This window comes from Pseudomonas sp. S2_E02 (assembly GCF_054668355.1).
Genome location: NZ_CP162761.1, coordinates 5,611,187 through 5,637,138, shown reverse-complemented (window position 1 = coordinate 5,637,138; position 25,952 = coordinate 5,611,187). Strand labels below are relative to the sequence as shown.

At 58.3% G+C, this 25,952-nt stretch carries 21 protein-coding genes and 1 pseudogene; 6 read left to right on the top strand and 16 right to left on the bottom strand.

Annotation, left to right across the window (positions count from 1 at the left end; genetic code table 11):
• Positions 1-2: 2 nt before the first annotated feature.
• On the top strand, positions 3-320 hold the full coding sequence (locus tag AB4O01_RS25165) for a DUF3509 domain-containing protein (RefSeq protein WP_186624939.1): 318 nt from the start codon (positions 3-5) through the stop codon (positions 318-320).
• On the opposite strand, the gene AB4O01_RS25160 is transcribed toward AB4O01_RS25165, so the two are convergent.
• A complete protein-coding gene (locus AB4O01_RS25160) occupies positions 317-817 on the bottom strand; it encodes a phosphate-starvation-inducible protein PsiE (protein WP_026000737.1) in 501 nt (166 codons plus the stop codon). The genes AB4O01_RS25165 and AB4O01_RS25160 overlap by 4 nt on opposite strands.
• Before the next feature lie 326 nt (positions 818-1,143).
• Here AB4O01_RS25160 and AB4O01_RS25155 point away from each other — a divergent pair.
• A pseudogene (locus AB4O01_RS25155) lies at positions 1,144-1,398 on the top strand (YebG family protein); the annotation flags it as partial.
• 144 nt (positions 1,399-1,542) lie between these two features.
• Here AB4O01_RS25155 and AB4O01_RS25150 read toward each other — a convergent pair.
• Positions 1,543-2,562 carry a Leu/Phe/Val dehydrogenase gene (locus AB4O01_RS25150; RefSeq protein WP_093436130.1) on the bottom strand — a complete coding sequence of 340 codons (1,020 nt, stop codon included), beginning with the start codon at positions 2,560-2,562 and terminating at the stop codon, positions 1,543-1,545.
• 185 nt (positions 2,563-2,747) lie between these two features.
• On the opposite strand from AB4O01_RS25150, the gene AB4O01_RS25145 reads away from it, so the two are divergent.
• Positions 2,748-3,551, top strand: a complete 804-nt coding sequence (locus AB4O01_RS25145; RefSeq protein WP_460089905.1) for a SirB1 family protein — start codon at positions 2,748-2,750, stop codon at positions 3,549-3,551.
• A 165-nt stretch (positions 3,552-3,716) separates the two neighbouring features.
• Here AB4O01_RS25145 and AB4O01_RS25140 read toward each other — a convergent pair whose 3' ends face one another.
• The 4 genes from AB4O01_RS25140 to hmgA all read right to left on the bottom strand — a co-directional run bounded on the left by AB4O01_RS25140 (position 3,717) and on the right by hmgA (position 8,496).
• Positions 3,717-5,087 carry an MFS transporter gene (locus AB4O01_RS25140; protein WP_099758031.1) on the bottom strand — a complete coding sequence of 457 codons (1,371 nt, stop codon included), beginning with the start codon at positions 5,085-5,087 and terminating at the stop codon, positions 3,717-3,719.
• A 148-nt stretch (positions 5,088-5,235) separates the two neighbouring features.
• Complete coding sequence (gene maiA / locus AB4O01_RS25135; protein WP_093436118.1) at positions 5,236-5,871, bottom strand: maleylacetoacetate isomerase; 636 nt, start codon at positions 5,869-5,871, stop codon at positions 5,236-5,238.
• 12 nt (positions 5,872-5,883) lie between these two features.
• On the bottom strand, positions 5,884-7,188 hold the full coding sequence (gene fahA, locus AB4O01_RS25130; RefSeq protein WP_116254644.1) for a fumarylacetoacetase: 1,305 nt from the start codon (positions 7,186-7,188) through the stop codon (positions 5,884-5,886).
• 3 nt (positions 7,189-7,191) lie between these two features.
• Positions 7,192-8,496 (bottom strand): homogentisate 1,2-dioxygenase, encoded by a 1,305-nt coding sequence (gene hmgA, locus AB4O01_RS25125; RefSeq protein WP_460089904.1) that lies wholly within the window; start codon positions 8,494-8,496, stop codon positions 7,192-7,194.
• 164 nt (positions 8,497-8,660) lie between these two features.
• On the opposite strand from hmgA, the gene AB4O01_RS25120 reads away from it, so the two are divergent.
• Complete coding sequence (locus AB4O01_RS25120) at positions 8,661-9,449, top strand: IclR family transcriptional regulator (RefSeq protein ID WP_095125413.1); 789 nt, start codon at positions 8,661-8,663, stop codon at positions 9,447-9,449.
• A gap of 52 nt (positions 9,450-9,501) precedes the next feature.
• Here AB4O01_RS25120 and AB4O01_RS25115 read toward each other — a convergent pair whose 3' ends face one another.
• From AB4O01_RS25115 to AB4O01_RS25100, 4 genes are all read right to left on the bottom strand, one after another.
• Entirely contained in the window at positions 9,502-13,017 is a 3,516-nt protein-coding gene (locus AB4O01_RS25115) for a dermonecrotic toxin domain-containing protein (protein ID WP_460089902.1), read from the bottom strand.
• A 175-nt stretch (positions 13,018-13,192) separates the two neighbouring features.
• The gene (locus tag AB4O01_RS25110) at positions 13,193-15,745 is read right to left on the bottom strand and encodes a LuxR C-terminal-related transcriptional regulator (protein WP_460089901.1); all 2,553 of its coding nucleotides are present in this window, start codon (positions 15,743-15,745) and stop codon (positions 13,193-13,195) included.
• Between the two features lie 139 nt (positions 15,746-15,884).
• Positions 15,885-17,252, bottom strand: coding sequence for a DUF1329 domain-containing protein (locus tag AB4O01_RS25105; protein WP_093436089.1), 1,368 nt, complete (start codon positions 17,250-17,252; stop codon positions 15,885-15,887).
• Positions 17,253-17,275: 23 nt separating this feature from the next.
• Positions 17,276-19,069, bottom strand: a complete 1,794-nt coding sequence (locus AB4O01_RS25100; protein ID WP_460089900.1) for a DUF1302 domain-containing protein — start codon at positions 19,067-19,069, stop codon at positions 17,276-17,278.
• 669 nt (positions 19,070-19,738) lie between these two features.
• Here AB4O01_RS25100 and AB4O01_RS25095 point away from each other — a divergent pair.
• Positions 19,739-20,362, top strand: coding sequence for a hypothetical protein (locus AB4O01_RS25095; protein WP_225919964.1), 624 nt, complete (start codon positions 19,739-19,741; stop codon positions 20,360-20,362).
• Positions 20,363-20,410: 48 nt separating this feature from the next.
• Here the strand turns inward: AB4O01_RS25095 and AB4O01_RS25090 are convergent, their stop codons facing one another.
• From AB4O01_RS25090 to AB4O01_RS25070, 5 genes are all read right to left on the bottom strand, one after another.
• Positions 20,411-21,322, bottom strand: coding sequence for an SDR family oxidoreductase (locus AB4O01_RS25090; RefSeq protein ID WP_093436080.1), 912 nt, complete (start codon positions 21,320-21,322; stop codon positions 20,411-20,413).
• A 201-nt stretch (positions 21,323-21,523) separates the two neighbouring features.
• Positions 21,524-22,426, bottom strand: coding sequence for an alpha/beta fold hydrolase (locus AB4O01_RS25085; protein WP_257357021.1), 903 nt, complete (start codon positions 22,424-22,426; stop codon positions 21,524-21,526).
• A complete protein-coding gene (locus AB4O01_RS25080; RefSeq protein ID WP_093436071.1) occupies positions 22,426-23,208 on the bottom strand; it encodes a class II aldolase/adducin family protein in 783 nt (260 codons plus the stop codon). Before AB4O01_RS25080 ends, AB4O01_RS25085 begins: the two co-directional genes overlap by 1 nt.
• Before the next feature lie 131 nt (positions 23,209-23,339).
• Positions 23,340-24,026, bottom strand: coding sequence for an LrgB family protein (locus AB4O01_RS25075; RefSeq protein ID WP_093436067.1), 687 nt, complete (start codon positions 24,024-24,026; stop codon positions 23,340-23,342).
• Positions 24,016-24,402: a CidA/LrgA family protein gene (locus tag AB4O01_RS25070; protein WP_095049777.1), complete on the bottom strand. Its 387-nt coding sequence runs from the start codon at positions 24,400-24,402 to the stop codon at positions 24,016-24,018. The genes AB4O01_RS25075 and AB4O01_RS25070 overlap by 11 nt, the downstream gene beginning before the upstream one ends.
• A 95-nt stretch (positions 24,403-24,497) precedes the next feature.
• On the opposite strand from AB4O01_RS25070, the gene AB4O01_RS25065 reads away from it, so the two are divergent.
• A complete protein-coding gene (locus AB4O01_RS25065; protein WP_460089899.1) occupies positions 24,498-25,385 on the top strand; it encodes a LysR family transcriptional regulator in 888 nt (295 codons plus the stop codon).
• Here AB4O01_RS25065 and AB4O01_RS25060 read toward each other — a convergent pair.
• Positions 25,375-25,830: a flavodoxin gene (locus AB4O01_RS25060; RefSeq protein ID WP_095049775.1), complete on the bottom strand. Its 456-nt coding sequence runs from the start codon at positions 25,828-25,830 to the stop codon at positions 25,375-25,377. The genes AB4O01_RS25065 and AB4O01_RS25060 overlap by 11 nt on opposite strands.
• Positions 25,831-25,952: the final 122 nt, after the last annotated feature.

Genomic DNA, 25,952 nt, shown 5'->3' with positions numbered 1-25,952 from the left:
TCATGGACAATCCTTTTCAGATCATTACCGATGCCTTCGCGCCGGACTATCAGATCAACCTGAGCATTCAAGGCCTGGACGGCAGCATAATGCTGACCCTGTCCAACAGCGGCCGGATCGTGGCCAAGCGCATGATCAGCGCCGAGCAGCGCAACGACCCCGTGCGCCTCAAGCGTCTGGTGCAAAGCATCCAGTTCGGCATTGCCATCGAGCAAGGCCACAGCGCCATGGCAATCCTCGAAGCGATGACCAGCGGCGACGGGCTGACCCCGCCACCGCCACGCATCATCGGGCAGCCCGGGCAAGCAGCCGGGCTTTAAAGCTCGCCCTTCTCGACTTCCGGATGCTCGCTGGAACCGGCGCCAAGTTTGCGCTGCGGTTTCTCGATCTTCACCGAGGGAAATTGTGACGAGGCGTAACGCACCACCAGAATCGAGAACGCCAGCAACAGAATGCCGCCGCACAGGTAGATGATGCCCATGTCCGGCGGGTTGTGGTGCGAGACGTTGGAGATCAGCAAACGGGTCAGCGCGGTGATCGCCACGTAGATCAGGAAGCGCACCGGCATGTGGTTGGTCTTGAAGTAGATCCCGACCATTGCCCCCAATTCGAGATAGATGAACAGCAGCAGAATGTCATCGATCTTGATATGGCCTTCCTCGAGCATCCCGAGAAATTCCATCACCGCCGCCCATGCCGTCACCGCACCGATGGCGAACAACGCCAGATAGTGGAAGGTTTCGACGAACAGGTTGCCCAGGGACTCGGCCAGTTGATGCACGTTTTGCCGCAGTTTCTCGGCCCAGTTGATTTTCACGATGATGTTCCTTAGCTCGAATGCGAGCGGATGATGCGTGTTGGACGTGACGGTTTTCTGCACGTAACGGTTTTCATGCAGAAAAGAGGCCACGCCATCATGGCGAGCCGCCGCCAAACCCGCGCCGTGGCGTTTGGTCGCACCGCTGTGCTTTTGTGGGAGCGAGCCTGCTCGCGAATGCAGCGACACGGTCGCCTGACAAACCCGAAATCCGGTCTACATTGAAAAGCCACTACCCATGGCGCAGGGATTCGCTTATCCTTTTCGCTGTATATGGATACAGTAGTCGTCAAGACAACTTAATGTGAAGGCATGTGAGGTGGTGAATGGCCGTCGAAGTGGTATACCGCAGCAGCCGAGATCTGGAGCGCTTGTTCATGGATAAAGCCGAAGCTGACCGTCATGACAAAATGCTCGAACTGGCCGAATATCTGGCCGATGTCCTGCAAAAAGCCGTTCCGTCCCTGACTGAACAGCAAGTGGAAGAAGCCGGGATCTACATGGCGAAGAATCGCGATGTGTTCGCCCGGGCGTTCAAGAGCCAGCCGGATGCGTTGTCGGAGCTGATCAACGCACCGGCCGAACCGATGGAGAATGGTGAAGCGGCGCAAGCTGCTGAAGCGCCTGCGAAGCCAGCCAAAGCGGTGAAGGCTGCGAAGTAATCCAGCCCAAATTGAATAGGCCCTGAGTCGAATGGCTCAGGGCCTTTTTCATGCCTGTGAAACTCAGCGATACAAAACTTTCTCCGCCAACTCATCCGCCACTCGTGCCGGCGAACGTTTTTCCGCCTGCGCATGGGCGAAGACTTCGGTCAGCCGTGAGCTGATTTTCGACAGATGCGCGGTAATCGTCGACAACTCTTCACCACGATGTTTCAGCGAGACGTAGATCAAGCCACCGGCATTGATCACGTAGTCTGGCGCATACAAAATCCCGCGCCGTTCCAGTTGATCGGCCACATCCAGATGTGTCAGCTGGTTATTGGCAGAGCCTGCCACTGCCGAACAGCGTAATTGCGTGACGGTATGGCTGTTCAAAACCCCGCCCAGACCGCACGGCGCGAGGATGTCACACGGCGTACTGAGCAACGCGTCGTTGGCGATCGGGTGAGCGTTGAGTTGTTCCATCGCCAGTTGTACTTTGCCGTGGTCGATATCGCTGACCAGCAGTTCCGCGCCGGCGGCGTGCAATTGCTCGGCCAAGGCAAAACCGACATTGCCCAGCCCCTGAATGGCGATGCGCAAGCCTTCCAGGTTGTCGCTGCCCAGCCGCGCCATGGCCGTTGACCGAATGCCGGCAAATACCCCCATCGCGGCATGCGGAGCGGGGTCGCCGGCCGAGGTGGTGCTGGTGACATGCTGAGTCTGTTGGGCGATGCAATCCATATCCGCCACCGAAGTGCCGCTGTCGATGGCGGTGATGTAGCGACCGTCGAGCTGTTCGATGCAACGGCCAAAAGCTTCGAACAGCGAGCCACGGTTTTCCACATGAGCCGGGCGCACGATCACTGCCACGCCTCCGCCCTGCGGCAGCCCCGCCAGCGCAGCCTTGTAGCTCATGCCCTGAGCGAGGCGAATGGCATCTTCGACGGCGGATTCGTCATTGGGATAGGCGAGATAACGACATCCGCCCAAGGCTGGCCCGAGGCGACTGTTATGGATGGCAATGACCGCCTTCAACCCGGTGACCGGATCAACGCTAAGGTGCAGCGATTCCAGGCGAGTGCTTTGCATGAGCGCAAACATCGTTGGGCTCCCGAATCACTTCTTGTAGAACGCCAGTATAGGCCTGCGCCTGAAAATTGCTGGAGCGCGCCGGAATAAGCGCCCGCGCCGACAACGGTTTTGCGGCATAACCCGACACCTGCGCAGCAGGGGACTGGACGAATCTTGCGGGCGGGGCTAAAACGAGGCATTCCCCGGAGATTTCGATGAGTGCGCGTCAACGTTTTTTCGAATGCCTGTACCGTTCACCGCCCGCGCTGTTCGAAGCCGCGCTGTGGATGGCGGCCGAGCATGAAAAAGCGGTCGATCCCGACGCGCTGTTACAAGAATTCAAAGACCTGCAACAACGAGTCAGTTACGGCTTGCCGATGTTGCCGGTCAGTGAACTGGCGCAGCCCCTGTTGCGCCGCATGACTGATCTGGGCTTTGCCCAGGACCACTTCCTGCCGCTGCGCCCGCAAGCGGCGCTGTTGCACAAAGTGTTGCAGACCCGTCGCGGCCAGCCGTTGGCACTGGCGCTGATTGCCCTGGAGCTGGCGCGTGGCCTGGAGATTCCGCTGGTCGGGGTCAACTTCCCCGGACACTTCCTGTTGCGGGTGCCCGGCGCTGATCACTTGCTGGATCCGTGCGGCGGCCGGCGTTTGTACCCAAACGATTGTCGCGAACTGTTGCAGCGCCAGTACGGGCCGAACATGAAGCTGACCGCCGAGCATCTGCTGACCGCCAGCCCCAAGCAGATGCTCCAGCGCCTGTCGCGCAACCTGCGCCAGTTGCACCTGACTCATGATGATTTTATCGCCGCGCTGATCGACGCCGAACGGGTGCTCGAACTGGGTGACGCTGGCGCCGTCGATTACCTGGCACGGGCCAGTCTTTATCAGCGGCTCGACTGCCCGAATGCCGAGCGCTTTGATCTGGAGCATGCGCTGATGCTCAGCGACGACCCGATTCAGCGCCTGCGCCTGACTGAACGCCTCAGCCACCTGCCGCCCAACTCCGTCGTCCACTGAATACGCTCGCGATGGCTGTGTGTCAGGCAACGAATGTAGTGACAGAAACACGGCCTTCGCGAGCAAGCTCGCTCCCACAGGTTTGGTGTGGACCTAAATTATCGGCTCGGCACACATCACTGTGGGAGCGAGCTTGCTCGCGAAGCAGGCGGCTCGGTCTTTCAGTTAAACCGCGTTATCGTTCTTCGCTAGCAGCCTAGCTCCCACAGGAGATTGCACTGTGTCGGTGGGCGAACGCACCTGAATAATCAGCAACGCGGCGATGACCGCCGGAATCGCACAGAAGAAGAAAATCTGCGCCACTGGAATATGCATCGCCAACAACAGGCTGCCGAACAGCGGCCCGAGAATCGAACCGAAACGCCCCACGCCCAATGCCCAACCGGTGCCGGTCGCACGCACATGCGCCGGATAGAAATTGCTGGCAAACGCATTCAGCGTCAGTTGCCCGCCGATGATGCAGAACCCGGCGGCGAACACGCAGGCGACCAGATATCGCGGATTGTCGTGATTAAGCCCCAGCAGGATCGTGCACAGCGCCGCCCCTGCCAATACCGCTGACAACAAACGAACCTTGCGTTTCAAGCGGTCAGCGAACCAGGCCATGCAGATCGCGCCCATGGTGCCGGCGAACAGGAACATCGACGTCACCAGATTGGCTTCGTTGAGTTTCAGGCCGCTTTCCAGGAGCAGCGTCGGCAGCCAGCTGATCATGAAATACAACAGAATCAGGCTGACGAAAAACGTTGCCCAGATCAGCAATGTCGGTCGCGCGTAGCCATTACGGAACAACTCGACCACCGTCAGTTTGCTGCCCTGCTCCCGCTCGTTCTGTTCGAGGCTGGCAACGGGCGGTTGCCAATCCGGCAACATCCGCGCGGTGACTTTGCGCAGTCGCGCATACGGTGGCGCATCACGCAGCAAACGCGGCAACGACTCCGGCAGCATCCACCAGAGAAACGGAAACAGCAGCAACGGCGTGACGCCACCGGCGAGGAACACCGCTTGCCAACCGAATTGGTCGATGAAGCCTGCCGCGACGAAACCACCGGCTGCGCCACCGAACGAGAAGCCACAGGCCGCCAGCGTCACCATCAAGGTGCGCAAACGCGGTGGTGAGTATTCCGACATCAACGCCATAGCACTGGGCATCGCCCCGCCCATGCCGATGCCGCAGATAAAGCGCGCGATCATCAACGTATTGAGCGAGTCTGCGAAGACCATCAGCACGGTCAGCGTGGCGTAGATCAGTACGCAAGCGAGCAGAATCCGTCGTACGCCAAAGCGGTCAGCCAGCGGCGTAACCGCCAGTGAACCAAGGGTGAGACCGAGCAGGTTGGCACTGAAAACAGGCCCGAATGCAGACTTTTCCAGCCCCCAATCCTGCGCCAAAGCAGGTACCACGTAACCGAGCACTTGGGCGTCGTAGCCGTCGGTGACCAGCAACAGCGCGAGCAGGATCAACAGTAACCACTGATAACGGGACACAGGACGGGCGTCGAGTGCCGCCCGGAAGCTGGCAATCTGGTTGTGCATCGCAAGGTACCTGTTTTGTTTTTATGATTTTGGGGTAGTTCAACGCCGAACCCTGTGGGAGCGAGCCTGCTCGCGAATGCGCTGTGTCAGCAAAATGAATGGTGACTGACACTCAGCCTTCGCGAGCAGGCTCGCTCCCACAGGGGAATTACGGGGTATCGGGTTGGTTGGCGGGATGCGCCTTGATGAACGCCGGATGTTCAGCCGCCAGTGCGGCAACGCGGCGGACTTTCGGGTAGGCATCCAACGAGACATTGAACCGCTCCGCTGCATACAACTGCGGAATCAGGTACACGTCGGCCACGCACGGCCACTCGCCGAAACAGAAGCCCTCGTCGCCAATCAATTGCTCCACCGTCGCCAGCCCTTGGCTGATCCAGTGACTGATCCATTCCACTACCTGCGGCTCGTCGTGCCCCGACTGGCGCAGGCGATTGAGCACGCTGACGTTGTGCAGCGGATGCACATCGCAACCGATCACCGCCGCCACACCGCGCACCTGCGCGCGGGCGAACAAATCTTCCGGCAGCAACGGCACCTGTGGATAACGTTCTTCCAGGTACTCGATGATGGCCGGCGATTGAATCAGCAAACCGCCTTCATCAGTGCGCAGGGCCGGCACCCGCCCCTGTGGATTGATCGCCAGATACGCCGCTTGCCGATGCTCGCCGCCGGGTGGCGCGATCAGATTGACCGGCAGCGCCTGATAGTCGAGGCCCTTCAGCGCCAGCGCGATTCGCACGCGGTACGACGAAGTCGAACGGTAATAGGTATAGAGATCCATAACCCGCTCCTGTCAGCGCGCCGCCAGCACTTTGCCGCGGCACTCGCCGAAGCCGATCGAGGCAAAACCGTCGCGAGCGCAACGTGCGCGCAGGATGATTTCGTCGCCATCTTCAAGGAACTTACGCACTTCTCCAGAAGCCAGCTCGATCGGTTTTTTACCGCCCTCGGTGATTTCCAGCAGGCTACCGAACTGACCGCTCTGCGGGCCGGACAACGTGCCCGAACCGAACAGATCGCCGGCCTGCAATTGGCAACCGTTGACGCTGTGGTGCGCGACCATTTGCGCGACGGTCCAGTACATGTAGCGGGTGTTGCTCAGGGTCAGGCGATGGGCCGGCAGGTTCTGCTCGCGCATGGCTTCGGTGAGCAGCAAAACTTCCAGTTCGATGTCGAAGGCACCGCCGTCCTGATCGCGTTTATCGAACAGGTACGGCAGCGGCTGCGGATCACCTTCAGGACGCTTCGGCTGCGCGGTGCGGAACGGTTCCAGCGCTTCGGCGGTGACCACCCACGGCGAGACGCTGGTGATGAAACTCTTCGACAGGAACGGCCCCAGTGGCTGGTATTCCCAGGCCTGGATATCGCGCGCCGACCAGTCGTTCAGCAAGCAGAAACCGGCAATATGATCAGCGGCGTCACCGATGGCGATCGAGTCACCCATCTCGTTGCCTTGACCGATCCAGATGCCCAGTTCCAGCTCATAGTCCAGGCGCGCGCACGGGCCAAACACAGGCTCGGTCTGACCGGCCGGTAGCGTCTGGCCTTTAGGGCGACGCACGTCGGTACCGGAAGCACGCACGGTGGAGGCGCGACCGTGATAACCGATCGGCACATGCTTGTAGTTCGGCAGCAGCGGGTTATCCGGGCGGAACAGTTTGCCGACGTTCTGCGCGTGCTCGATGCCGACGTAGAAATCGGTGTAATCGCTGATGCGTGCCGGCAGATGCAGCTGGCAATCGGCGGCCAGGGGCAGCAGTTTCGCGCCTTGGGCTTCGATGTTGCCGCGGTGCGTGCTGCCTTCGCTGAACAGTTCCAGCAGACGGGTGCGCAGTGCCACACGCCCCTCACGACCGAGTTCGAAGAATGCGTTCAACTGGCCGCCGTGCATGGCTTCGACAGCGCTGCGCGCGACACCGTCGAACAGCCCGGCTTCCAGTGCTACTTGCAGATCGAAGATATGGTCGCCAATCGCCACGCCAGCGCGCGGCATCGCACCGTTACTGCTGAACACACCCAGCGGCAGGTTCTGCAGCGGGAAATCAGCATGGCCGTTGGCCGAGGCAACCCAGCTGCGGGTGATGGAATTCTGCGTCATGGGTTATCTCCGGGTCGGGTCGAACGTGGCGGGCAAAGTGGCCCAGCAGGCGTCATAAGTGGATTGCAGTTGCGGACAGTCGAGGGCGAAGCGGCTTGGGCGCAGCACCTGACTGGTCTCGAACATGAAGGCCATGGTGTTGTCGATCTTCGCCGGTTTGAGTTCGGCGTTGATTGCTTTGGTGCAAGTCTCACCATCAGGGCCGTGGGCACTCATGCAACTGTGCAGCGAGGCACCGCCGGGCACAAAGCCTTCGGCCTTGGCGTCGTACTCGCCCTGGATCAGGCCCATGAATTCGTTCATCAGGTTGCGGTGAAACCACGGCGGACGGAAGGTGTTCTCGGCGACCATCCAGCGCGGCGGGAAGATCACGAAGTCGAGGTTGGCCAGACCGTGCACGCTGGTCGGCGAGGTCAGCACGGTGAAGATTGACGGGTCCGGGTGATCGAAGCTGACGGTGCCGATGGTGTTGAAACGGCGCAGGTCATATTTGTACGGCACGTTATTGCCGTGCCAGGCGACCACGTTCAGCGGCGAGTGATTGAGCTCGGTGGCCCACAACTGACCGAGGAACTTCTGTACCAGCGTGGTCGGTTGCTGCAGATTTTCGTAAGCGGCGACCGGGCTCAGGAAATCGCGCGGGTTGGCCAGACCGTTACTGCCGATCGGCCCCAGATCCGGTAGACGCAGCGGCGCGCCGTGGTTCTCGGCGACATAGCCACGCGCTTGTGGGTCGAGCAATTCAACACGGAATTTCAGGCCGCGCGGCAGCACGGCGATTTCCAGCGGCGCGACTTCCAGCACACCCAATTCGGTGGCGATGCGCAGACGACCGAGTTGCGGCACCAGCAACAATTCGCCGTCGGCGTTGAAGAACACCCGCTCCATCGAGCGGTTGGCAACATAGTTGTAGATGCTGATGCCGGCCGGTTTCTCTGCACCCGCGTTAGCGGCCATGCTCACCAGTCCATCGATGAAATCGGTCGGCTCGGCCGGGATCTCCAGCGGGTTCCAGCGCAGGCGATTGGGGGTCACTTCACCCAACGGGCCACCGGCCAGTTGCCGCTCCAGTTTGACGAAGGCCGGGTGATTGGCCGACGGCTGAATCCGGTACATCCAGGTGCGCCGCGCTTCACTGCGGGTCATGGTGAATGCTGTACCGGAAAACAATTCGGTGTAGAGGCCGTAGGGGGCTTTTTGCGGGGAGTTCTGGCCAACGGGCAGCGCACCGGGCAACGCTTCAGAGCTGAATTCGTTGCCGAAACCGGACTGATACGCCAGCGCCAGGGCGGTTGAATCGAGGTTCATGGAGCCTCCTGAACAGGGAGTCGGCAGTGGCCCATCGCTCTGGCTCAGAGGTTTCGGCACGCCGGGGTTGTTATTATCGTAATTCGATTACGCATAACGTAATTTGCTCGCTATCCAGCGTCAAGCTATAAAGACGCCCATTCGTTTCGGAACCCGGCCGCACCATGGAAAAAACCAGCGACAGCAACGGCAAACAGAAAGTCCGCTCCGCCGAAGTCGGCACCGACATCCTCAAGGCTCTGGCCGAGCTGTCGCCGTCCACTTCGTTGTCGCGTCTGGCCGAACATGTGCAGATGCCAGCGAGCAAGGTTCATCGCTATCTGCAAGCGTTGATTGCTTCAGGATTCGCCGAGCAGAACACCGCAACCAACCATTACGGGCTCGGCCGCGAAGCCTTGCGTGTAGGCCTGGCCGCACTCAACAGTATGGACGTGCTGAAAGTCGCCGCCCTGCCGTTGGCCGAACTGCGCGACGAACTCAACGAAACCTGCTTTCTGGCGGTGTGGGGCAATCAGGGCGCGACCGTGGTGCATATCGAACCGGCGGTGCGCGCGGTGACGGTGGTGACGCAACTGGGTTCAGTGTTGCCACTGCTCAGTTCATCGACTGGACTGGTGTTCAGCGCCTACTTGCCCCATCGGGAAACCGATGAGTTGCGCGAGCAGGAAATTGCCGCTGTGGATCATCCATTGAAGGATGAAAAAACCTACGCAACCCTGTGCGAACAGATCCGCGAACGCGGTCTGCATCATGTGCATGGCCTGCTGATGCCGGGTGTGGATGCGTTGTCCGCCCCGGTGTTCAACGCCGTCGGCCAGGTCGCCGCCGTGTTGACCATCGTTGGCCCCACTTCATTGTTCCACGCCGACGAAAACGGCCCGGCGGCGCAGCGGTTGCTGGCGGCGACGCGGGCCGTGAGTTGGCGGATGGGTTATGAACCTCTGCAGGCCTGAACGGCGCCAATCGAGCGAGTAACGAGGGCCGTTACTCGCGCAGTTTCATCTGTCAGTTGAGCAGACGAGTGGTGCTGTTCACGACCGCAGGAGGTGCGGTGATTGCTGTCACATAGTTGATGCTGACTTCAACACCGGTGACGCCTGCCATCACATCGGCGAAATCCCTGACGCTCGATAGCAGAGCAATCGGGTTCACGGGCGTGCCGATCGCCGCCACTTTGCCAACGTACAACAGAATCGCCCCTCGCCACGCCGATGCAAAGTGTGCGTTCGCAGCCTCATCGGAGCCCTGACTGGAAGCCACAATGCCCAGCACAACCGACTGAGTAATGCGCAGTACGGTCAGTGCCAGGCCAAGTGGCGCAATAAACATCGAAGCTACATCCAGGGCAAATTCGGCCAGTACCCTCACATCCTTCCACAGCGCTTCCAGATAACTGCTCGTCTGAAAATCCACATCAGCGACGAGTTGCCCGATTTTAGCCAGGTACTCCTGTTTGAAAGCCAGTACTGGATAACTGTTGGTCAATTCCGGAGTGCTGGTCGCTACCGGGTTCGAGTCCCAGTAGGTGTCCAGGAGGTTTTCCACCGCCTGCTGATGTTCCAGACGAGCGAGGCTCAAGACCTTTTTGTTGAAGGTCACGCTTTTCAATCGACCTGCAAGTTCCTGGACAGGGAAGAAATCCTTGCCATCAGGCGTATCGGGAATATAGACAAAAAACTCATCACGCCCGCTGACTTTGCGCCCAAAAACGTAAGCCCCGACAAGGGCGCGTCCCCTGAGAGTGAACTCGTAAACGCCAATGCCCGGCTTCCCACCCGTGGTGATGATGCCCTGACGAGGCAGATCGCGATCAAATCCGTTAATGAGTCCCTGCAACCAGCTGAATTGGTCGAGGGAGAGCTCGCCTTTGATTTTCTGAATCAACGCGGTCCGGAGCATTTCATTTTGTTTTGTTTTTCGATACAGACTTGCTTTCAAGTCAATGTCGGACGCATTGAGGAATTTATCTTTCAGATATTGAAGATACTTTTCACCGGGCCTCAGATCGATCAGATCATTGATAACTCTGGCATTCAGTTGGGCAATGGGCTGTCCGGTAAACGTCCAGAAGGTGGCCTGTCTGAGTTGCTCTCGCAAATTTTCAATACCGGCCAATTGAGGGTTCACCCAGGTGAAAAATTTCTCGAACGCACTTACGTCACTGCGCCACTTTTGCCACTGAATAAACAGATCGGTCAGGCTGATCTTCGAGTCTGCGTGAAATTTGACCCATACCTCGTCAGGGTTAATGTCCACAGATAAACCTGTCCGGGCAAAATACTGCTTCAGCTCCTTCTTCACCAAATGGCAGGCAAACTGTTTGAACGGCTCGACCGCCAGCATTTCCCGGGAATGATGATGAATAGCCTTGAAATCAGCGTTCAGACGATTGAGTAGGTGCTGATCGCTCGAGCTGGCCTTTCTGTACCATTGAGGGGTGGCAGCCTCGGTTTGATCGATACTCCACAAGATGTGATTTTGAACGGCTCCGAACAAAGGCTCCGCTTCGGGTAAATCGACCAACTTAATCTTCGACCACCACCATTCATTCAGTACCGCAAATGGTTTTAGACTCAGATAATCACTTTGCATCTGCGCACTGTCGCTGGCATGTGCCTGACTCAGCAAGTACGCCCAGGTTTCAGCCTTGGCCGCCCATTGCGCCAACTTTTGCTGCAGGCTTTTCAGGTCGGTGAACTCAAACCACTCCTGCCCGGCTGGCGAACCCGGTATATGCAGGACATGCGCGCTGCGATCGGCTGCCACACCTTTCCTGCGATAAACCAGCAAACCATTGAAAGGCTTGAACCAGTGTTTGAGCGCCACGCCCAGCGTTTCAATGGACGTATCGCCGAGGTTATAACCCATCACCAATTTATGAGCTGAAGGTCCCACGTGTTTCTGCAGAATCGCCGCGAACAGGGTCAGCGCTGTTTTACGGCTAAGGACCAATCGCAGCGACTCGGTAACTTCGGCTTGCGAATACAGAAGACGTTGAGCCGTGGTATAGGCAACACGAACGTCCAACGACTTGATGGCACGCAGGATGTTCGATGGACTCAACTTTGGCAGACTGGAGGGGACCTCCGGAACAATCTGATATTGACCTGCCAGATCATGAGCACCTTGCATAAAGGCCTGAGTCAGCGTTTTGCGCTCGGTGAGTTCCACCTTTTTTCCATCCGCCAGAGGCACGGTATGGGTGACTTTCACGAATACAGTGTCCGGGTCGATACGCTCATCTTTACCCGGCGATATGAAGTCCTCTACGGCCAACCGCGCGTAGTCTTTCAGCGAAGCAACTCCGTGAGTGACCTCATGAAGTTTGACTTCGGCTTCAAGCAGTTCTTTTTGCAGGGAAACATACACTTCCTGATTGACATCGGAAGTGCTTTTCAACCATTGCGGCCAAGCATTCCGCTCGACATGCTTAATCAGTTGTACCTGGCGTTTTCTGGCCTGACGATTCAAATCGGGCAACGATTGTGCGGCCTCTACGGCGACAACAATTTTATCAAACTCCGCGTCTGGCTTGCCGACGGATTCTAGATACCCAGTGATGTCGCTGTACATCGTCTGAATCCGCTTATCAACGAATCTCTCAAACAAATTCGCACGAACTTTCAAAAAACGAATAGCAGGGACGTAGGCGAACCCAACGCGTTCACTGAGCGACAGCGTTTGCAGAAACTCTTCCTGAGTTTCCGCGGAGCCCAGTCGGCTCAACAACGCTTGTTCAAGCTTCCAAATGGAAGAAAACAATTCGAGACCACGATTCGCGCAGTAGAGTACGACAGCGCCCTGCTCACCGGGAATCAACTGCTCATAGACAGGGGTTGTAAGGGGCAATACAAACATCGCGTTCTGCTCGATGTATTTGCCATTCTGACCTTCAATGAAAACCCCGTAACAAGTACCGGTCAGACTGGGTTGTACGGTCGTACTGATCAGCGCGCTTTGTTGCTGAGTAATGACCCCTTGAATCGTCAGCGCCTCCAACTCACGAGCGAAAAGGCTAGCCTCGAGCACACCTAAAGCAGACTTTCGCGACAACTGAGGATAAGCCCCAGCTGCTTTTTGAACGGTCGGGTTTTCCCAGTACTGCCGCACAGTTGCCGTGTAATCAACCGCCAGTTTCTTCAGCAAATCTGCTACTGATTTTTCAATAGCCGAGATCGGGACTTGCGTAAGAATGTCTTCACGGCTGGTAAAATTCGGGTGATCGAATACACCATAATCATTGACATCATAGTTTGGCGGCCGACCACTTTGCAGGCACTCAAGCGCGATATCCAGCAACCGCCCGACCGGCTGTTTATTTTTCGGTTTGGCGCCCGCCACGACATTGACGAACAGGCTGCTCAGCCGCACACCTTCGGATACCTTCCATAACGCCTCACGCAAAGTGTCCTGCACCACCACTGAAAATGACGGAACACGCTTCAATTCCTGCGAGATACTTTCCAGGGCTTTCCCCACTTCACGCAGACTTTGGCTTTCGGCTTCTTTATTAATTTCCATAATGGAATCTCTATCAGCTTGATAATGACAAGTGGCCAATTACAACTTGCCTCGCCAAATCAAGCTAATTCAGATTCAGAGCAGAAAGATACCCACCACACTGTTTCCAACAGTGTTTAATTACAACACCAACAACCCCCTAAGTCACAACTACAAACATCTAACAACCTCACACCTACATCAAACCCAATGTTCTGGCCCTGGCCACCGCATGCGTTCTACGCATCACCCCCAATTTTATATAGATCCTTCGGACATGAGTTTTAACGGTATGCAATGAAAGGAAAAGTTTTTCTGCGATTTGTTGATTGGAATCACCTGCCGCAATCAACACCAAGACTTGTAACTCTCGCTGACTCAGTGAACTTTCAGCTTCAGATTCGGCTACAACTTGCTGCTTTTCCTCCAGCACATTTGTCCGATCAAATATGTTCGGCGAGCGCAGGGTGACCTGGCGTATCAGCAATTGCGCCTCCGAGCGCCGGACGATCTTCAACGCGCATTCCACATGCTCAACCACCCGTAACGACTCGCTGTGCAGCAATGCCACTTCGGCGAGGGCAAAATGCAACTCCGCCTCAAGTGTCTGCGCCCCGCACTTGCGGGCTTTATCCAGCAACATCTGAAGTTGCTCCGGGAGATCACTACCGCGTTGCAAAGATGCCGTGGCCAATATCAGCAAATACTGGATACGCGCTATCAGTTGAACCGTCGCCGGAGGCGCCTGCAACGCGTTCGGCGGTTGATAGTGGCGCAGCACCCGGCTCAACGCCTCATGTGCCAACTGCGCCCGCCCCTGCTGCAGCCAGATCTGGCTACTGACCTGTAACAACACACCACGGTAAACCGTGTCTGGAATCCTGCGCTGCTGCATCAACCGCTCGGCCTCGTGCAAGCGCTCGAATGCTTGCGTGTATTCACAGTGGTTGGCCGCTATCTGCGCCAGCCCCAGATAGCCGAACAACACCCGTTTATCGTGACTGCGCAGACAATCCTCCAGGCCACGTTTGAACAGAACGGCGGCTTGCTCCTCCAGCCCCATGACCAACGCCAATCGACCACGACGCAGGGCGATACGACCGAGCAGCGGCGATGGCCGCTCAGCGCGCTGGCCAAGTAACTGCTCAATGCTCAGTAGCAGGTTGTCAGCGCGGGCTGGAGCACCACGCTGCTCAAGCAACTGCGCGTGATCAAGTTCCAGCAAGCCTTCAAACAGCAAGGAGCCTTGTGCCCGCGCCAGACACAACGCTTCGCGACTGATGGTGTGCGCTTGTTCGAGTTCATCGCAGAGCAAGGCTTGTTGAGTCAGCCCTGACAGGCACAGCAGCCTTGTGGCCCAGGCATCGCCATCGAGCGCTTCCAGAGCTTGCTGAAAGAGTTCGCGCGCAGGCGTCATACGCCCCTGCAAATGCATCAGCCAGCCTTGTTGTGCTTGCCAGCGTGCAATCAGTTGTCGTTCCAGTGCCGCCGAAGGTTGCGGCATGAACCTCGCCAGGTGCGCGATGCACTGCGTGGCCTGTTCAAAACGGCCGGCAAACAAAAGAGCTGCGGTAATCAGCCCAACCAACTGCGGTGATCCCAAGGTCACTCCTTCGCCCTGAGATTCATGCAGGCGCAACAACAGCACCACCGTTTGCTCTTCAAAAAGATGCTCGAAGTTGAAGTGCTGCAACAGACTCACTGCCGTTTCGACTTCTTCGGCAAGCAGCGCCTGCTCGAAAGCCGAGCGCCAATCCCCGGCAGCGGCGAACCATTGGCATGCCCGACGATGCCATGAGCGGGCCGCAGGCCAGCGCTCATCGCGCATCACTTGAGCCAAAGGTGCAAAGATCTGCAACCACTGGGACGAGTCATTCCATGGTTCGATGAAGCAACCCAGCGTTTGCAGGGTGCGCAGGTAGTCCGCGCCTTCTCCGGCACCGAACAAGTGCTCACACAACTCAGCATTGAAGCGCGGCAGATTCGCCAGTACCCGCCAGACCTCGGCCAACTCCGGCGTCAGACCGCTGAACAGTTCGTGCTGCAGATAATCCAGCAGCGTTTCCACCCTTTGCTGCGGCTGAAGGGTTTGCGACCAGTCGCATTTTTGCAGCAGCGCCATGCGCACCCCGGCGCACCAGCCACCGGTTCGATGAACAATCCGCGCGGCCACACTGGCAGCCTGCTCCGCTGACAGGTGTTTTAACGCCTGGGCGATTTCTTCCGGGGTCAGCGCCAGCGTCGCGCTTTCGCATTCAAACAATTCGTCGTCCAGCAGCAACCGTGGCCAATTGCACTGGGGGCGTCGACGCGCGCCGATCCACCAGATCAATGCCGGGCTGCTGAGCGCCAGCAAGCGGTCCAACAATGCATCGAGAGCCGGGTCGGGGAGCCGACAATAGTCGTCGATAAACAGCCAGGTGGGCGCTGACCAGCGTGCCAGTGCCGCCGCCAATTGCGCCTCATCCATTGCTGCCAGCCCCAATGCCAGACTCAGCCGCTGACAGAACTCCTCCGTACTCAACGACACGCCCATCAGTGGCAGCCAGTGCACCACACAGTGTGCCGGTGCCTGTGACAAGCATTCGGAGAGCAACGCGCTTTTGCCACTGCCGGGCGGGGCGCAGATCAACCTGATCCGCGCCACCGATGTCAGTAGCGGCTCACTCAGTCGAGGGCGAAGTTGATGATGGGAAGATAGTCTGGGCAAGAATCCGGGGCGATCCAGACAGGCAGTCATAGCGGTCATCGGGTGAGCCTTTTTATCGTTGTGCCCTCACCCTAGCCCTCTCCCCTGCACTTGTTGACGAGTATTCAGCGCGCTGATTGGTGTCCATAAAAAAGGCGACCGAGCGGTCGCCTTTTGCCTCGCCTGTGTATCACAACCGTTACCGCACGCCCTCTGCGCGCAAGGCCGCTGGCGTGTAGTCGGCAGCCTTGGCTTCGAAGCCGAACTCGAAACTGTGCTTCTCTTCGTTCTTCATTCCAAGGGCAATGTAGCGACCGGCAATGATGTCGTAGAGCGCTTCCAGTGTGTAGGCCTGCGCCTGGTGATCGTAGTAATACTGAGCGTGACCTTCGGCGACACGCCACAGTTGCCCGCGACCGTCGTAGTGGTCCGCCAGCGCCACTTGCCAGCTGTCTTCATCGATGTACATGTGACGCTTGGCATAGATGTGCCGCTCGCTCGGCTTGACCGTGCCGATCACTTCCCAGACGCGGTGCAGTTCGTAGCGGGTCAGGTCCTGATTGATATGCCCGGCCTTGACGATGTCGTCGTACTTGAGCTTCGGCGAATCGAGTTTGTAGCTGTTGTACGGGATGTACATTTCCTTCTTGCCGACCAGTTTCCAGTCGTAGCGATCCGGAGCGCCGGAGAACATGTCGAAGTTGTCCGACGTGCGCAGGCCATCGGCGGCGGTGCCCGGGCCGTCATAGGCCACTTGCGGCGCCCGACGCACGCGGCGTTGGCCGGCATTGTAGATCCACGCCAGACGCGGTTCCTTCACCTGATCGAGCGTTTCGTGGACCAGCAGCACGTTACCGGCCAGACGTGCCGGCGCCGTTACCGACTGTTTGAAGAAAGTCAGCACGTTGGCGGCTTTTTCCGGATCGAGATCCTTCATCAGTTGCGGCACGGCGATCTCTTCTTCGAAGCGGATCGGCGTGTAGCTGCCGTTGGTCTGCGGGGTCACCTGGGTGATGATGCGCCGCAGGTTACCGCCGTGATATCGGGTGATGTGGTTCCACAACACCTCCACGCCAGTCTTCGGAATCGGGAAGGCGTAGTAGCGGTTGCCAGTGAAATTGGCCAGGCCATTACCATCGTTAATGCTGGTGACATTGAGCGCGCTGCGTTTGGCCGACTCATAGATTTCCGCTGGTACGGCGACCGTGCGGTGGGTCGGATAGACCGGGATCTTGTAGGTCTCCGGGTAGCGTTTGAACATCGCCACCTGCCCGTCCGAGAGCTTGTCCTTGTACTTGTCGACGTTGGAAGCAGTGATGGTGAACAGCGGTTTTTCATTGGCAAACGGGTCGGCGAGGAAGCCTTTGCTGTCCACCGCCCCGGCGTTTTTCGGGATGCCGCCGGTCCATGCCGGTATCGAACCGTCAGCATTGCCGGCCTTCTCGGCGCCGAGCGGCGTCAGGCTGGTGCCGAGTTTATTGGCCTCCTCCGGCGACACCGCAGCCATCACGTTGGCCGCCAGCAGACTCAGGGCCAGCACACCACATTGCAGAATCATTTTGTGCATTGCATTCATCCTTCTCGGGCAGATCAGAAGTTCACGCCGAAGCTCAGGGCGACGAAGTCACGGTCTTCGAGGACGTTGTAGTCGCCACCGAAAAAGTCGGTGTAACTGAGGCTCGCGGTATAGGTGTTGCGGTAGTCGGCATCGACGCCGACGCTGATCGCTTTCGCACCTTCGTTGAACAGGCCGTTGGGGCCATAACCGGCGACGTCATGCGACCACGACAGGTTGGGTTTGAAGTTGACCCCGCCGATCACGTTGGCGTAATCGAGGATCGCCCGGGCACGGTAGCCCCACGAGGTCGAGGTGACGAAACCGTCGGTATCACCACCGAAACCGTATTGGCCGTATACCGAGTCGCGGCCATAACGCAGCTCGCTGCGCGACTCCAGGCCACCGACATGCACCACCGCAGCTTCGCCGACCACGGTCAGGCGTTCCGCGCCCAACACCTGATCGAAAAAGTGCGTGAGGGTGCTCTGGATCTGCGTGACTTCCTTGCGCCGATAGCCTTTGTTGTCGGCTCCCGCAGTGGTAGCGATCGGCGAAGCAGCACCACCGGCAATCGGGTTGAGCAGCGCTAGCGTCAGGTCGTTGGTGTTGACCTGAACCGGAGCGTTGGGCCGATAGCTGATCTCACCGGTCCATGCGGTGCCGGTGGGTAGCGTGGTGGAGAAACTCGCGCCGTAGAGGCGAACGTCTTCCGGGTACTCAAGGTAGTAACCACCGCGCCCGAGCATCACGCTCTGCGCCAGGCCGGAACCGCTGCCGGGTGCCAGGCCATTGGCGATCCCGACCATGCCCGGCAATGCCGCCAGCGTCGACAGGCCAGCCGTGGTAGTGCCAACCGTTGGCGTGCGGCTGTGGTAGTTCATGAAATACAGGCCATATTCGGTGTCGTCACCGAGCCAGCGCAATGCCGTGCCCCACTGCCCGGAATCCCGCGCATCGCGGTCGCCGCCACGGGGGATCACCACGCCTTCGCGAGTCACCTGAATGCCTTGGCCAAAAGCCTGGGTCAGCGGGACAAACGGTGCGATTGCCGGGTTGCCAACGGTGTAGCCGTTGTTGCAACCGTCCGCCGCCACATCGACACCGAAGAAGGTGCCGCAGTTGTCGAGAACGGTCTGGTCCCATTCCAGTTGATAGAACCCTTCGACGGTCAGTTGATCGGTCAGGCCTTGGGAGCCAAACAGCATGTTGACCGGAATCAGGCCTTCCTTGATCTCCGCTCCGGGGCGACGAAACGCCGAAACGTCGATCGGGTTGATGCTGTTGATCGAGTTACCGATGAAGGTACTTTCGCCCCAGCTCACCACCTGCTTGCCCGCGCGCACGGTGCCCGGCAGATCGGCGATGGAATAGTTGTGATAGACGAATGCATCAAGGATCTGCGCGCCGGAAGATTTCGCGCCTTCCTTGCGACCGCTGTCGCTGATCGGCTTGAACTCGCGGTCTTCGTCCTTCAGCTCGAAGTCATACCAGTACTTGCCACGCACGAAGACACCGGTGTCGCCGTACTTGAGTTCAAGATCGTGAATACCTTTGAAGATTTTCGAGAAGGTCTCGCCCTTCTTGAAATTCAAACGCCCGTCATCACCGGTCGAGGATTGCCCGGTCCCGCCATTGACCGTGCCGACCAGCGACTTGTCGGCATCGCGCATGCCCCAGCTCGCACCGATCGACAGCGACGAGTCGAAGGTGCCCTCGATCTCGCCAATGTTGAACGCAACCGCGTGCGCCTGGGCGCAGCAACCCAAAGCCACCGCGGCGGCCAGCGCCTGCGGTGTGAAGATGGCGCGCATTGTTGTTTTTGTCATGCGTCTTCCCCGGTGAGTGACAGAAGGCCCCACCCTACTGCCGGGCAACCGCGTCGATAAGCGCACCAAGGAGGTATTCGTGTTGTCGCTCGAAAGGATGAATGGCCTTTAACGACGGGGCTTTGCGCCGTTCATGGATCGGCTGGATGGAAGATCATCAGTGCCGCGCATGGTGCACATCAGCACATGGGACTGTTACGTGCCCCGCAACAGTGCATGTCCGGAATCGGTATTTTTCCTACGTGGTTAATACCTTATTCTGAACGCGCTTTCACGGGACACTCCGCAAAGCGCGCAGCACTGGCCTTTGAGCGACTCAGGCCATTGCTGACAGATTTCAGATGAATCGAAGACTTCGGTTTATCGCCCCGGTGTTCACTGACGTTGATTTGTAGCTCCTTGATCCAACGTCTTACCTTGGCCGCTGCGTTTGCAGCGGCCTTTTTTATGGGCGCCGTTTTACTCACATCACCTGCATCAGCGGGAAGATCCCCCCATTGCTGTAGGAAATATCCTTTTGGTCTTTTAATGCCAAGCTATCAAACCGCTTTCCACATTATTCATACAACCAGGCAGGTCATTACTGACGATTGATGCAGATATTTCCGTTCGAAAGCTGATGTAGGTTAATTGCTCCGCAAACCGAAAAATTCGCAGTGAGTAAAACGAATGTTGGAGCAAAGTTTTGTTGAGGGCGCCGAAACAAAAATTGAAGGAAAAGGGTCTGCAGCCAACCTCATCATGATCAAGCGTCTTGACGCCATACTGGAGCGCAAGCTCGAGATAACCGATACCGATCGACGGTTCTATGCCTATTCACTTCGAATGATGGAGCGATTCAGAGCGATGGGATTCGCCGACGACTACATTCCCAAAAGTAATCCGTCCCTTTGGAATAACCTCCATACGGCCACACTTGAAGACTTCAAACTGAGCGACGATGAGTCATTACGCTATACGGAAGAGGCCATCGACGCGGCGAAAAAACAAGAGTTGGAAGCATTTGAATGCGTCAGCAGATCCAAGAGTTCGACTGCCAAACTCGAACAAGCTGTCAGGCAAGAAAATCTCAGAGATTTGTTATCAGTTTTGGCTATCGGTTTGGCATTTCCCTCCATCGACACACTGTTCGGACGTTATCGTTTTGAAGTTATCGCGCGCGGTGAATTGTGGAGAACATACGAGGAATTATTTCGTGAGGGTGTACTGGCTGAGGGTAATGCGGCTGTTGCCATTCCGGGTCCAAACTGGGAAATCCCGGAATTCATGATTGATAAGCGGTACGAGGAGTAATAGAAGGAGCCTCGCCGCATCCAGAACGCAGCGAGGCTCAAACGTTTCTTAAAGCGAATACTTCTGCAAATTCGCCATCATTTCCTTCAACGCCTCAATATTGTCCTTCGGATGCGCCGCCCCTTCGAAATCACAAATCTGCTGCCAGTGCGCCGCGACATCTTCCGGCGAGAACCCTTCGCGAGGGTCGAAGCCGGCACCGAGGCTGCGTTCCCAGCGCACCTTGCCCATCCAGCCGCCACCGACTTCGAACAGTCCGGAGGTTTCCTGGCATTGTTCACTGGCCAGATACACCACCAGCGGGCTGACCAGTTCTGGTTTCAATTGCTCGAATACTTGCGGCGGGATCAAGCCTTCGGTCATGCGCGTGCCGCCGGTAGGCGCGATCGCGTTGACGAGGATGTTGTTCTTGCGACCTTCGATGGCCAGCGTACGGGTCAAACCGTAGAGGCCCAGTTTGGCCATGCCGTAGTTGGACTGGCCGAAGTTGCCGTAGATGCCTGAGGTCGAGGCGGTGAAGATTACCCGGCCGTAGTTTTGCTCGCGCATATGTGGCCACGCGGCGCGGGTGACTTTGTAGGCGCCTTCGACGTGGACGCGGTAAACCAGATCCCAGTCGGCGTCGTCCATTTTGTGGAAGGTCTTGTCGCGCAGGATCCCGGCGTTGTTCACCACGACGTCGACGCGACCGAAGACATCAAGGGCGTTTTGCACCAGTTTGTCGCCGTCGGTGACCGAGTCGTGGTTGGCTTCGGCAATGCCGCCAGCCTCGCGGATTTCGGCGACGACGCGGTCGGCAGCGGAAGCATTAGCCCCCTCGCCCTGGGTCGAGCCGCCGAGGTCGTTGACCAGCACTTTGGCGCCCTGTTTGGCAAACAACAATGCGTGGGCGCGTCCGAGGCCACCACCGGCTCCGGTGACGATGACAACTTTATCTTCGAAACGCACAGACTCATTCATCGCAGCAACTCCAGCAGGCCAGTATTGAGTCCGAGTGTCAGGCACAGGGCTTTGGGTCACAACGAATACGGCTGAGGCTGAATGGTGCGCGATAAGGTTGGGGGATGATGAAGGCGTCAAAAGATCAAAAGATCGCAGCCTGCGGCAGCGCCTACATTGAATTTGTGTAGGCGCTGCCGCAGGCTGCGATCTTTTGATCTTTCAGGAGCAGGCGACTTTGCGCGGTGGCAGCACAAAACGATCGCGAAACTCCAGATAATGCTTGAGCACCTGCACCGGCGCCTCGGTCTGTGGATAGTGGCCGATGCCTGGCAGCAACACCGTGTCGGCGTCGGGGATCAATTCACGGTAACGCTCGACCATGTGCGCCCCGGAAATCGGATCGACTTCGCCATCAATCACCCGTAACGGAATCTCGCCACGCTGCATCGCGCTCACCCAACGATCACGCTGCACTCGACGCTCGGGAATGTAGCTGATCAATTTGTGCATGATCCGTGGCCCGCGATTGCTGTCGACCAGGCTCCAGAAGTCGTCCAGTTCGCTTTCGCTCGGCCGGGTTTGCGGACCGAAGATCTGCCGGAAGCTTTTCACCAGAGCATCACGGGTAAACGCCCGACCGATCATCCAGCCCAACGGGCTGAGCAGCAGTTTCTGCATCAGCACCGGACGATGGGTTTCCGGAAACAACCCGCCGTTGAGGAACACACAACTGGCGATCTCGATCTTGTCTTCGTAGTGCCTGGCGAGCAGTTCCTGGGCAACACTGTCGCCGTAGTCGTGAGCAAGCAAGTGAACCGGTTGTCCGACCTGCAGATGCGCGAGCAATGCCTGCTGCAGGTCAGCCTGCTCCAAAAGGCTGTAGGTGTGATTGAGCGGTTTGGCCGAATCGCCAAAGCCGAGCATGTCGCAGGCAATCACCCGATATCGCTGGGCCAGCGGCTGCCACAGATAATGCCAATCCCAACTGGCGGTCGGAAAACCGTGGATCAGCAGCAGCGGGTCACCCTGCCCGGCCGTCCAGTAGCGAATCGGCTGGCCACGAAAGACAAACGTCTGGCTGCGTTTACGCCAGACACACAGAGGAATCTCGGCAAGAGGCATTAGAGTTTATATCCGGGGTCTTGTTTATCGAGTTTGCGCAGCAACGCTGGCCATGCCAGCGCGCCACCCATGCCTTGAGCACTTTTGGTGACACCGGCGATCATCGCTTTGGCGCCTGCCAGGATTTGCGGTTCGATGGCGATGAGTTCAGCGCCACCGGTTTGCGCCATGACCTGAATGTCGCAGGCGCGCTGGAAGGTGAACATCATCAGAAAAGTGTCGGCGATGGTGCCGCCACAGGTCAGCAGACCGTGGTTGTGCAGCATCAGGAAATTGTTTTCGCCAAGATCGGCTTGCAGGCGCGCCTTCTCTTCATGGTTCAGCGCCACGCCTTCGTAGCCGTGATAAGCCAGGCTCGAAAGCACGAACAGCGACTGCTGGCTGATCGGCAACACACCCTGCTTTTGCGCCGACACCGCGACACCGGAGGCGGTGTGGGTATGCAGCACGCAAACCACATCGTGCCGCACTTCGTGCACGGCGCTGTGGATGGTGTAGCCGGCGGGGTTGATTTCGTAAGGGCTGTCCATGAGTTTGTTGCCGGCCTGATCGACTTTCACCAGGCTCGACGCAGTGATCTCATGAAACATCAGACCAAACGGGTTGATCAGGAAATCTTCGGTGCCAGGCACCTTGGCGGAAATATGGGTGAAGATCAGATCATCCCAGCCATGCAGCGCGACCAGACGATAACAAGCGGCGAGATCGACACGGGTCTGCCACTCTGCGGCACTGACCTGGTCTTTGACATTAAGGGACGATTGGACGGGGGCTACGCTCACTGTATGCACCTCTGCGTTCTTATTGTTCTGCACGTACGAGCAGTCTAGTCAGGCGCAGAGCATTGCGTAGTTGCATTGCCAGCCAGCTTGATGACTGAGCGGGTCAGCCAGGCAAACTCCTTGGATCCATGTCAAAGCCACGACGCCAACAAAGGCGCGGCAAACAGATTGAGCAACCCGGTCAAGACCATCACCAGCCCGGCGACAGAGCCTTCTTCGCCGCCCACTTCATGGGCCCGACTGACACCGGCACCATGCGCGCCAACCCCGAAAAGCGCACCGCGCGCCAGAGCACTGCGCAACGGCAACCACTTCAACAACACGCCACCGAGCATCGCCCCGAACACACCGGTGAACATCACGAATACCGCGGTCAACTCCGGCACGCCGCCGAGGTCCTGCGCCAGCGGCATGGCGAACGGTGTGGTGATCGAACGCGGCACCAGTGACAGCGTCACCGAGCTGTCGAGCGCCAGCGCCCTGGCCAGCCCGAATGAAGTGCCGATCGACGCCGCACTGCCGGCAACCATGCCCAACAACAGCGCCGACCAATGCCGCATCAACAAACGGCGTTGCTGCCAGATCGGCACGGCAAAAGCCACGGTGACGGGACCGAGCACCAGCATCAGCCAGTGGGTGTTGCTGGAATATTCGGCATAGGCAGTGTGCAGGGGCACGGCGAGCGCCAGCAGCAACGCCGGCACCAGAATCAGTGGTGACAAGACGTAGCGCCCGGTGCGCCGATACAACCAGCGGCTGAACAGATACGCCAACAGGGTGAAGGCCAGCCAGAACATCGGCATCCATTCAAGCTTCATGGGAACGCCTCATGCGCACGGCAAGTTCTACGGTGAAAGCCGTCACCAGCATGACCATCAATGTACTGGCGGCGATCACCAACAGGATTCGCCAGCCGTCATTGCGCAACAGTGCGCCATAGTCGAGCAGGCTCATCAGCGCCGGAATGAAGAACAACAACATCTCGGCCATCAGCAACCCTGCGCCCAATTGCAGGGCGGCGGGTTTAATCCAGCCAAAGGCAAAGGCCAGCAGCAACAGCGCCATACCGATCACACCGCCAGGAATCGGCCACGCCAGCCAGACCGCGAGTTGGCAGCCGAGCAAGTAGAGGCCGAGCAATACAGCGAGTTCAGCGAGAAGACGAGACAGATGTTTGAGCGGGACGGCGTTCATGATTTTGCTCCAGACAGGCGCTTATTTTACGAAGCCACCTGCCATCCCCGAAGCGAATTGTTAGACTCAATACCATTCCAAAATGGAATCGGACAATGGAATTCAAACAACTGCGCAGCTTTGTCGAAGTGATGCATCAAGGCGGTTTTACCCAAGCCGCAAAAACCCTGCACATCAGCCAGTCAGCGGTGAGCAAACAGATCGCGCAACTGGAACAAAGTCTCGGCACGCCTTTGCTGGAGCGGCTGGGTTCGCAATTGCGCCTGACGGCCGCTGGCAGCGTGGTGCTGCAACGGGCCGAAGGCATGCTGCGCTTGCGCCACGAACTGCTCGCGGAACTGGACGACCTGAGTCATTTGGCACGCGGAGAGTTGCGCCTCGGCCTGCCATTACTCGGCAGCGACGCGCTATTCGCCGAACTGTTTGCGGAATACCGGCGGCGCTATCCGAATATCAGCATCCAGTTGCTCGAGGGCGGTAGCCGCAATATCGAGCAGGCTGTGCTGAGCGGTGAACTGGAGTTGGGCGGCAGTCTGTTGCCCAAGGATCCGCAATTCGACTGTCAGCCGTTTTGCGATGAGCAACTCGACGCCCTGCTACCGGTGGATCATCCACTGGCCGATCGAGGTGAAATCGGTCTGGAGGAATTGGCCGAGACGCCCTTTCTGCTCTATCAGCGCAGCTTCGTGCTCAACGACCGCTTGCTGCAGGCGTGCCAGCAACTGGGCTTTACGCCGAAGGAAGGCGGGCGCAGCGGTCAAGCGGATTTCCTTGCGGCGCTGGTGGCCGCCGGGCAAGGCGTGGTGCTGCTGCCCAGCGTGGTTGCACGCGGTCTGGTGCGGCCAGGCGTGGTGCGCCTGACCTTACGCGCGCCGGATTATCTGCGTTGGGATATCGCGTTTATCTGGCGGCGCGGCGCGTATCTGTCAAAAGCGGCGCAGGCATGGCTGGCGCTGTTGCGCGAGCGTGGAATCAGCCCTTGAGCGTGTCGATCAACTGCGCCAGCCAAGGCTCGGCGTCGGTTTCCGGGGTGACGCTTTCGCTGGCGTCGATGCGCAGCATCTCTTGCACTTCGCGCACACCGAGCTCGCCGAACAGTTCACGCATTTGCTCGCCACCGCCGCAGAAAGTGTCGCCGTAACTGGCGTCGCCCAAGGCAATCACTGCGCCCGGCAAACCGAGCAGTGCGGCGGGCAACTGGTCGCGAATCGCTGAGTACAGCGGTTGCAGGTTGTCGGGCAATTCGCCCATGCCGGTGGTCGAGGTCACCGCAAGCAATGCTTCAGGGCCGAACGCCTGGATGTCGGCCAGGCTGGCGCGCGAGTTGTGGAAGGTTTCAAAGCCAGCGGCTTTCAACAGGTTCTCGGCGTGACGGGCGACTTCTTCGGCGGTGCCGTAGACCGAACCGGAGAGGATGGCGACTTTCATCAATCTGATCCTGAAACTGAAAAAAAGAGCCGCGATAGTAACAGTCTCAAGCGCAAAGCTGCGACTGGATCTCAATTGGCGGTAATGGCCAGTAGACAGGCCGTGCGGTTCTTCTAGAATGC

Coding starts and splice junctions, on each gene's coding strand:
- maiA (WP_093436118.1), bottom strand. CDS start 5,871: ATGGATCTCTATACCTATTACCGTTCGACTTCGTCGTACCGCGTGCGA.
- AB4O01_RS25140 (WP_099758031.1), bottom strand. CDS start 5,087: ATGCACAACCAGATTGCCAGCTTCCGGGCGGCACTCGACGCCCGTCCT.
- AB4O01_RS25120 (WP_095125413.1), top strand. CDS start 8,661: ATGGAAAAAACCAGCGACAGCAACGGCAAACAGAAAGTCCGCTCCGCC.
- AB4O01_RS25095 (WP_225919964.1), top strand. CDS start 19,739: ATGTTGGAGCAAAGTTTTGTTGAGGGCGCCGAAACAAAAATTGAAGGA.
- AB4O01_RS25115 (WP_460089902.1), bottom strand. CDS start 13,017: ATGGAAATTAATAAAGAAGCCGAAAGCCAAAGTCTGCGTGAAGTGGGG.
- AB4O01_RS25085 (WP_257357021.1), bottom strand. CDS start 22,426: ATGCCTCTTGCCGAGATTCCTCTGTGTGTCTGGCGTAAACGCAGCCAG.
- AB4O01_RS25105 (WP_093436089.1), bottom strand. CDS start 17,252: ATGCACAAAATGATTCTGCAATGTGGTGTGCTGGCCCTGAGTCTGCTG.
- AB4O01_RS25070 (WP_095049777.1), bottom strand. CDS start 24,402: ATGAACGCCGTCCCGCTCAAACATCTGTCTCGTCTTCTCGCTGAACTC.
- AB4O01_RS25145 (WP_460089905.1), top strand. CDS start 2,748: ATGAGTGCGCGTCAACGTTTTTTCGAATGCCTGTACCGTTCACCGCCC.
- AB4O01_RS25110 (WP_460089901.1), bottom strand. CDS start 15,745: ATGACCGCTATGACTGCCTGTCTGGATCGCCCCGGATTCTTGCCCAGA.
- fahA (WP_116254644.1), bottom strand. CDS start 7,188: ATGACGCAGAATTCCATCACCCGCAGCTGGGTTGCCTCGGCCAACGGC.
- AB4O01_RS25150 (WP_093436130.1), bottom strand. CDS start 2,562: ATGTTTGCGCTCATGCAAAGCACTCGCCTGGAATCGCTGCACCTTAGC.
- AB4O01_RS25075 (WP_093436067.1), bottom strand. CDS start 24,026: ATGAAGCTTGAATGGATGCCGATGTTCTGGCTGGCCTTCACCCTGTTG.
- AB4O01_RS25065 (WP_460089899.1), top strand. CDS start 24,498: ATGGAATTCAAACAACTGCGCAGCTTTGTCGAAGTGATGCATCAAGGC.
- AB4O01_RS25165 (WP_186624939.1), top strand. CDS start 3: ATGGACAATCCTTTTCAGATCATTACCGATGCCTTCGCGCCGGACTAT.
- AB4O01_RS25090 (WP_093436080.1), bottom strand. CDS start 21,322: ATGAATGAGTCTGTGCGTTTCGAAGATAAAGTTGTCATCGTCACCGGA.
- AB4O01_RS25060 (WP_095049775.1), bottom strand. CDS start 25,830: ATGAAAGTCGCCATCCTCTCCGGTTCGGTCTACGGCACCGCCGAAGAA.
- AB4O01_RS25100 (WP_460089900.1), bottom strand. CDS start 19,069: ATGACAAAAACAACAATGCGCGCCATCTTCACACCGCAGGCGCTGGCC.
- hmgA (WP_460089904.1), bottom strand. CDS start 8,496: ATGAACCTCGATTCAACCGCCCTGGCGCTGGCGTATCAGTCCGGTTTC.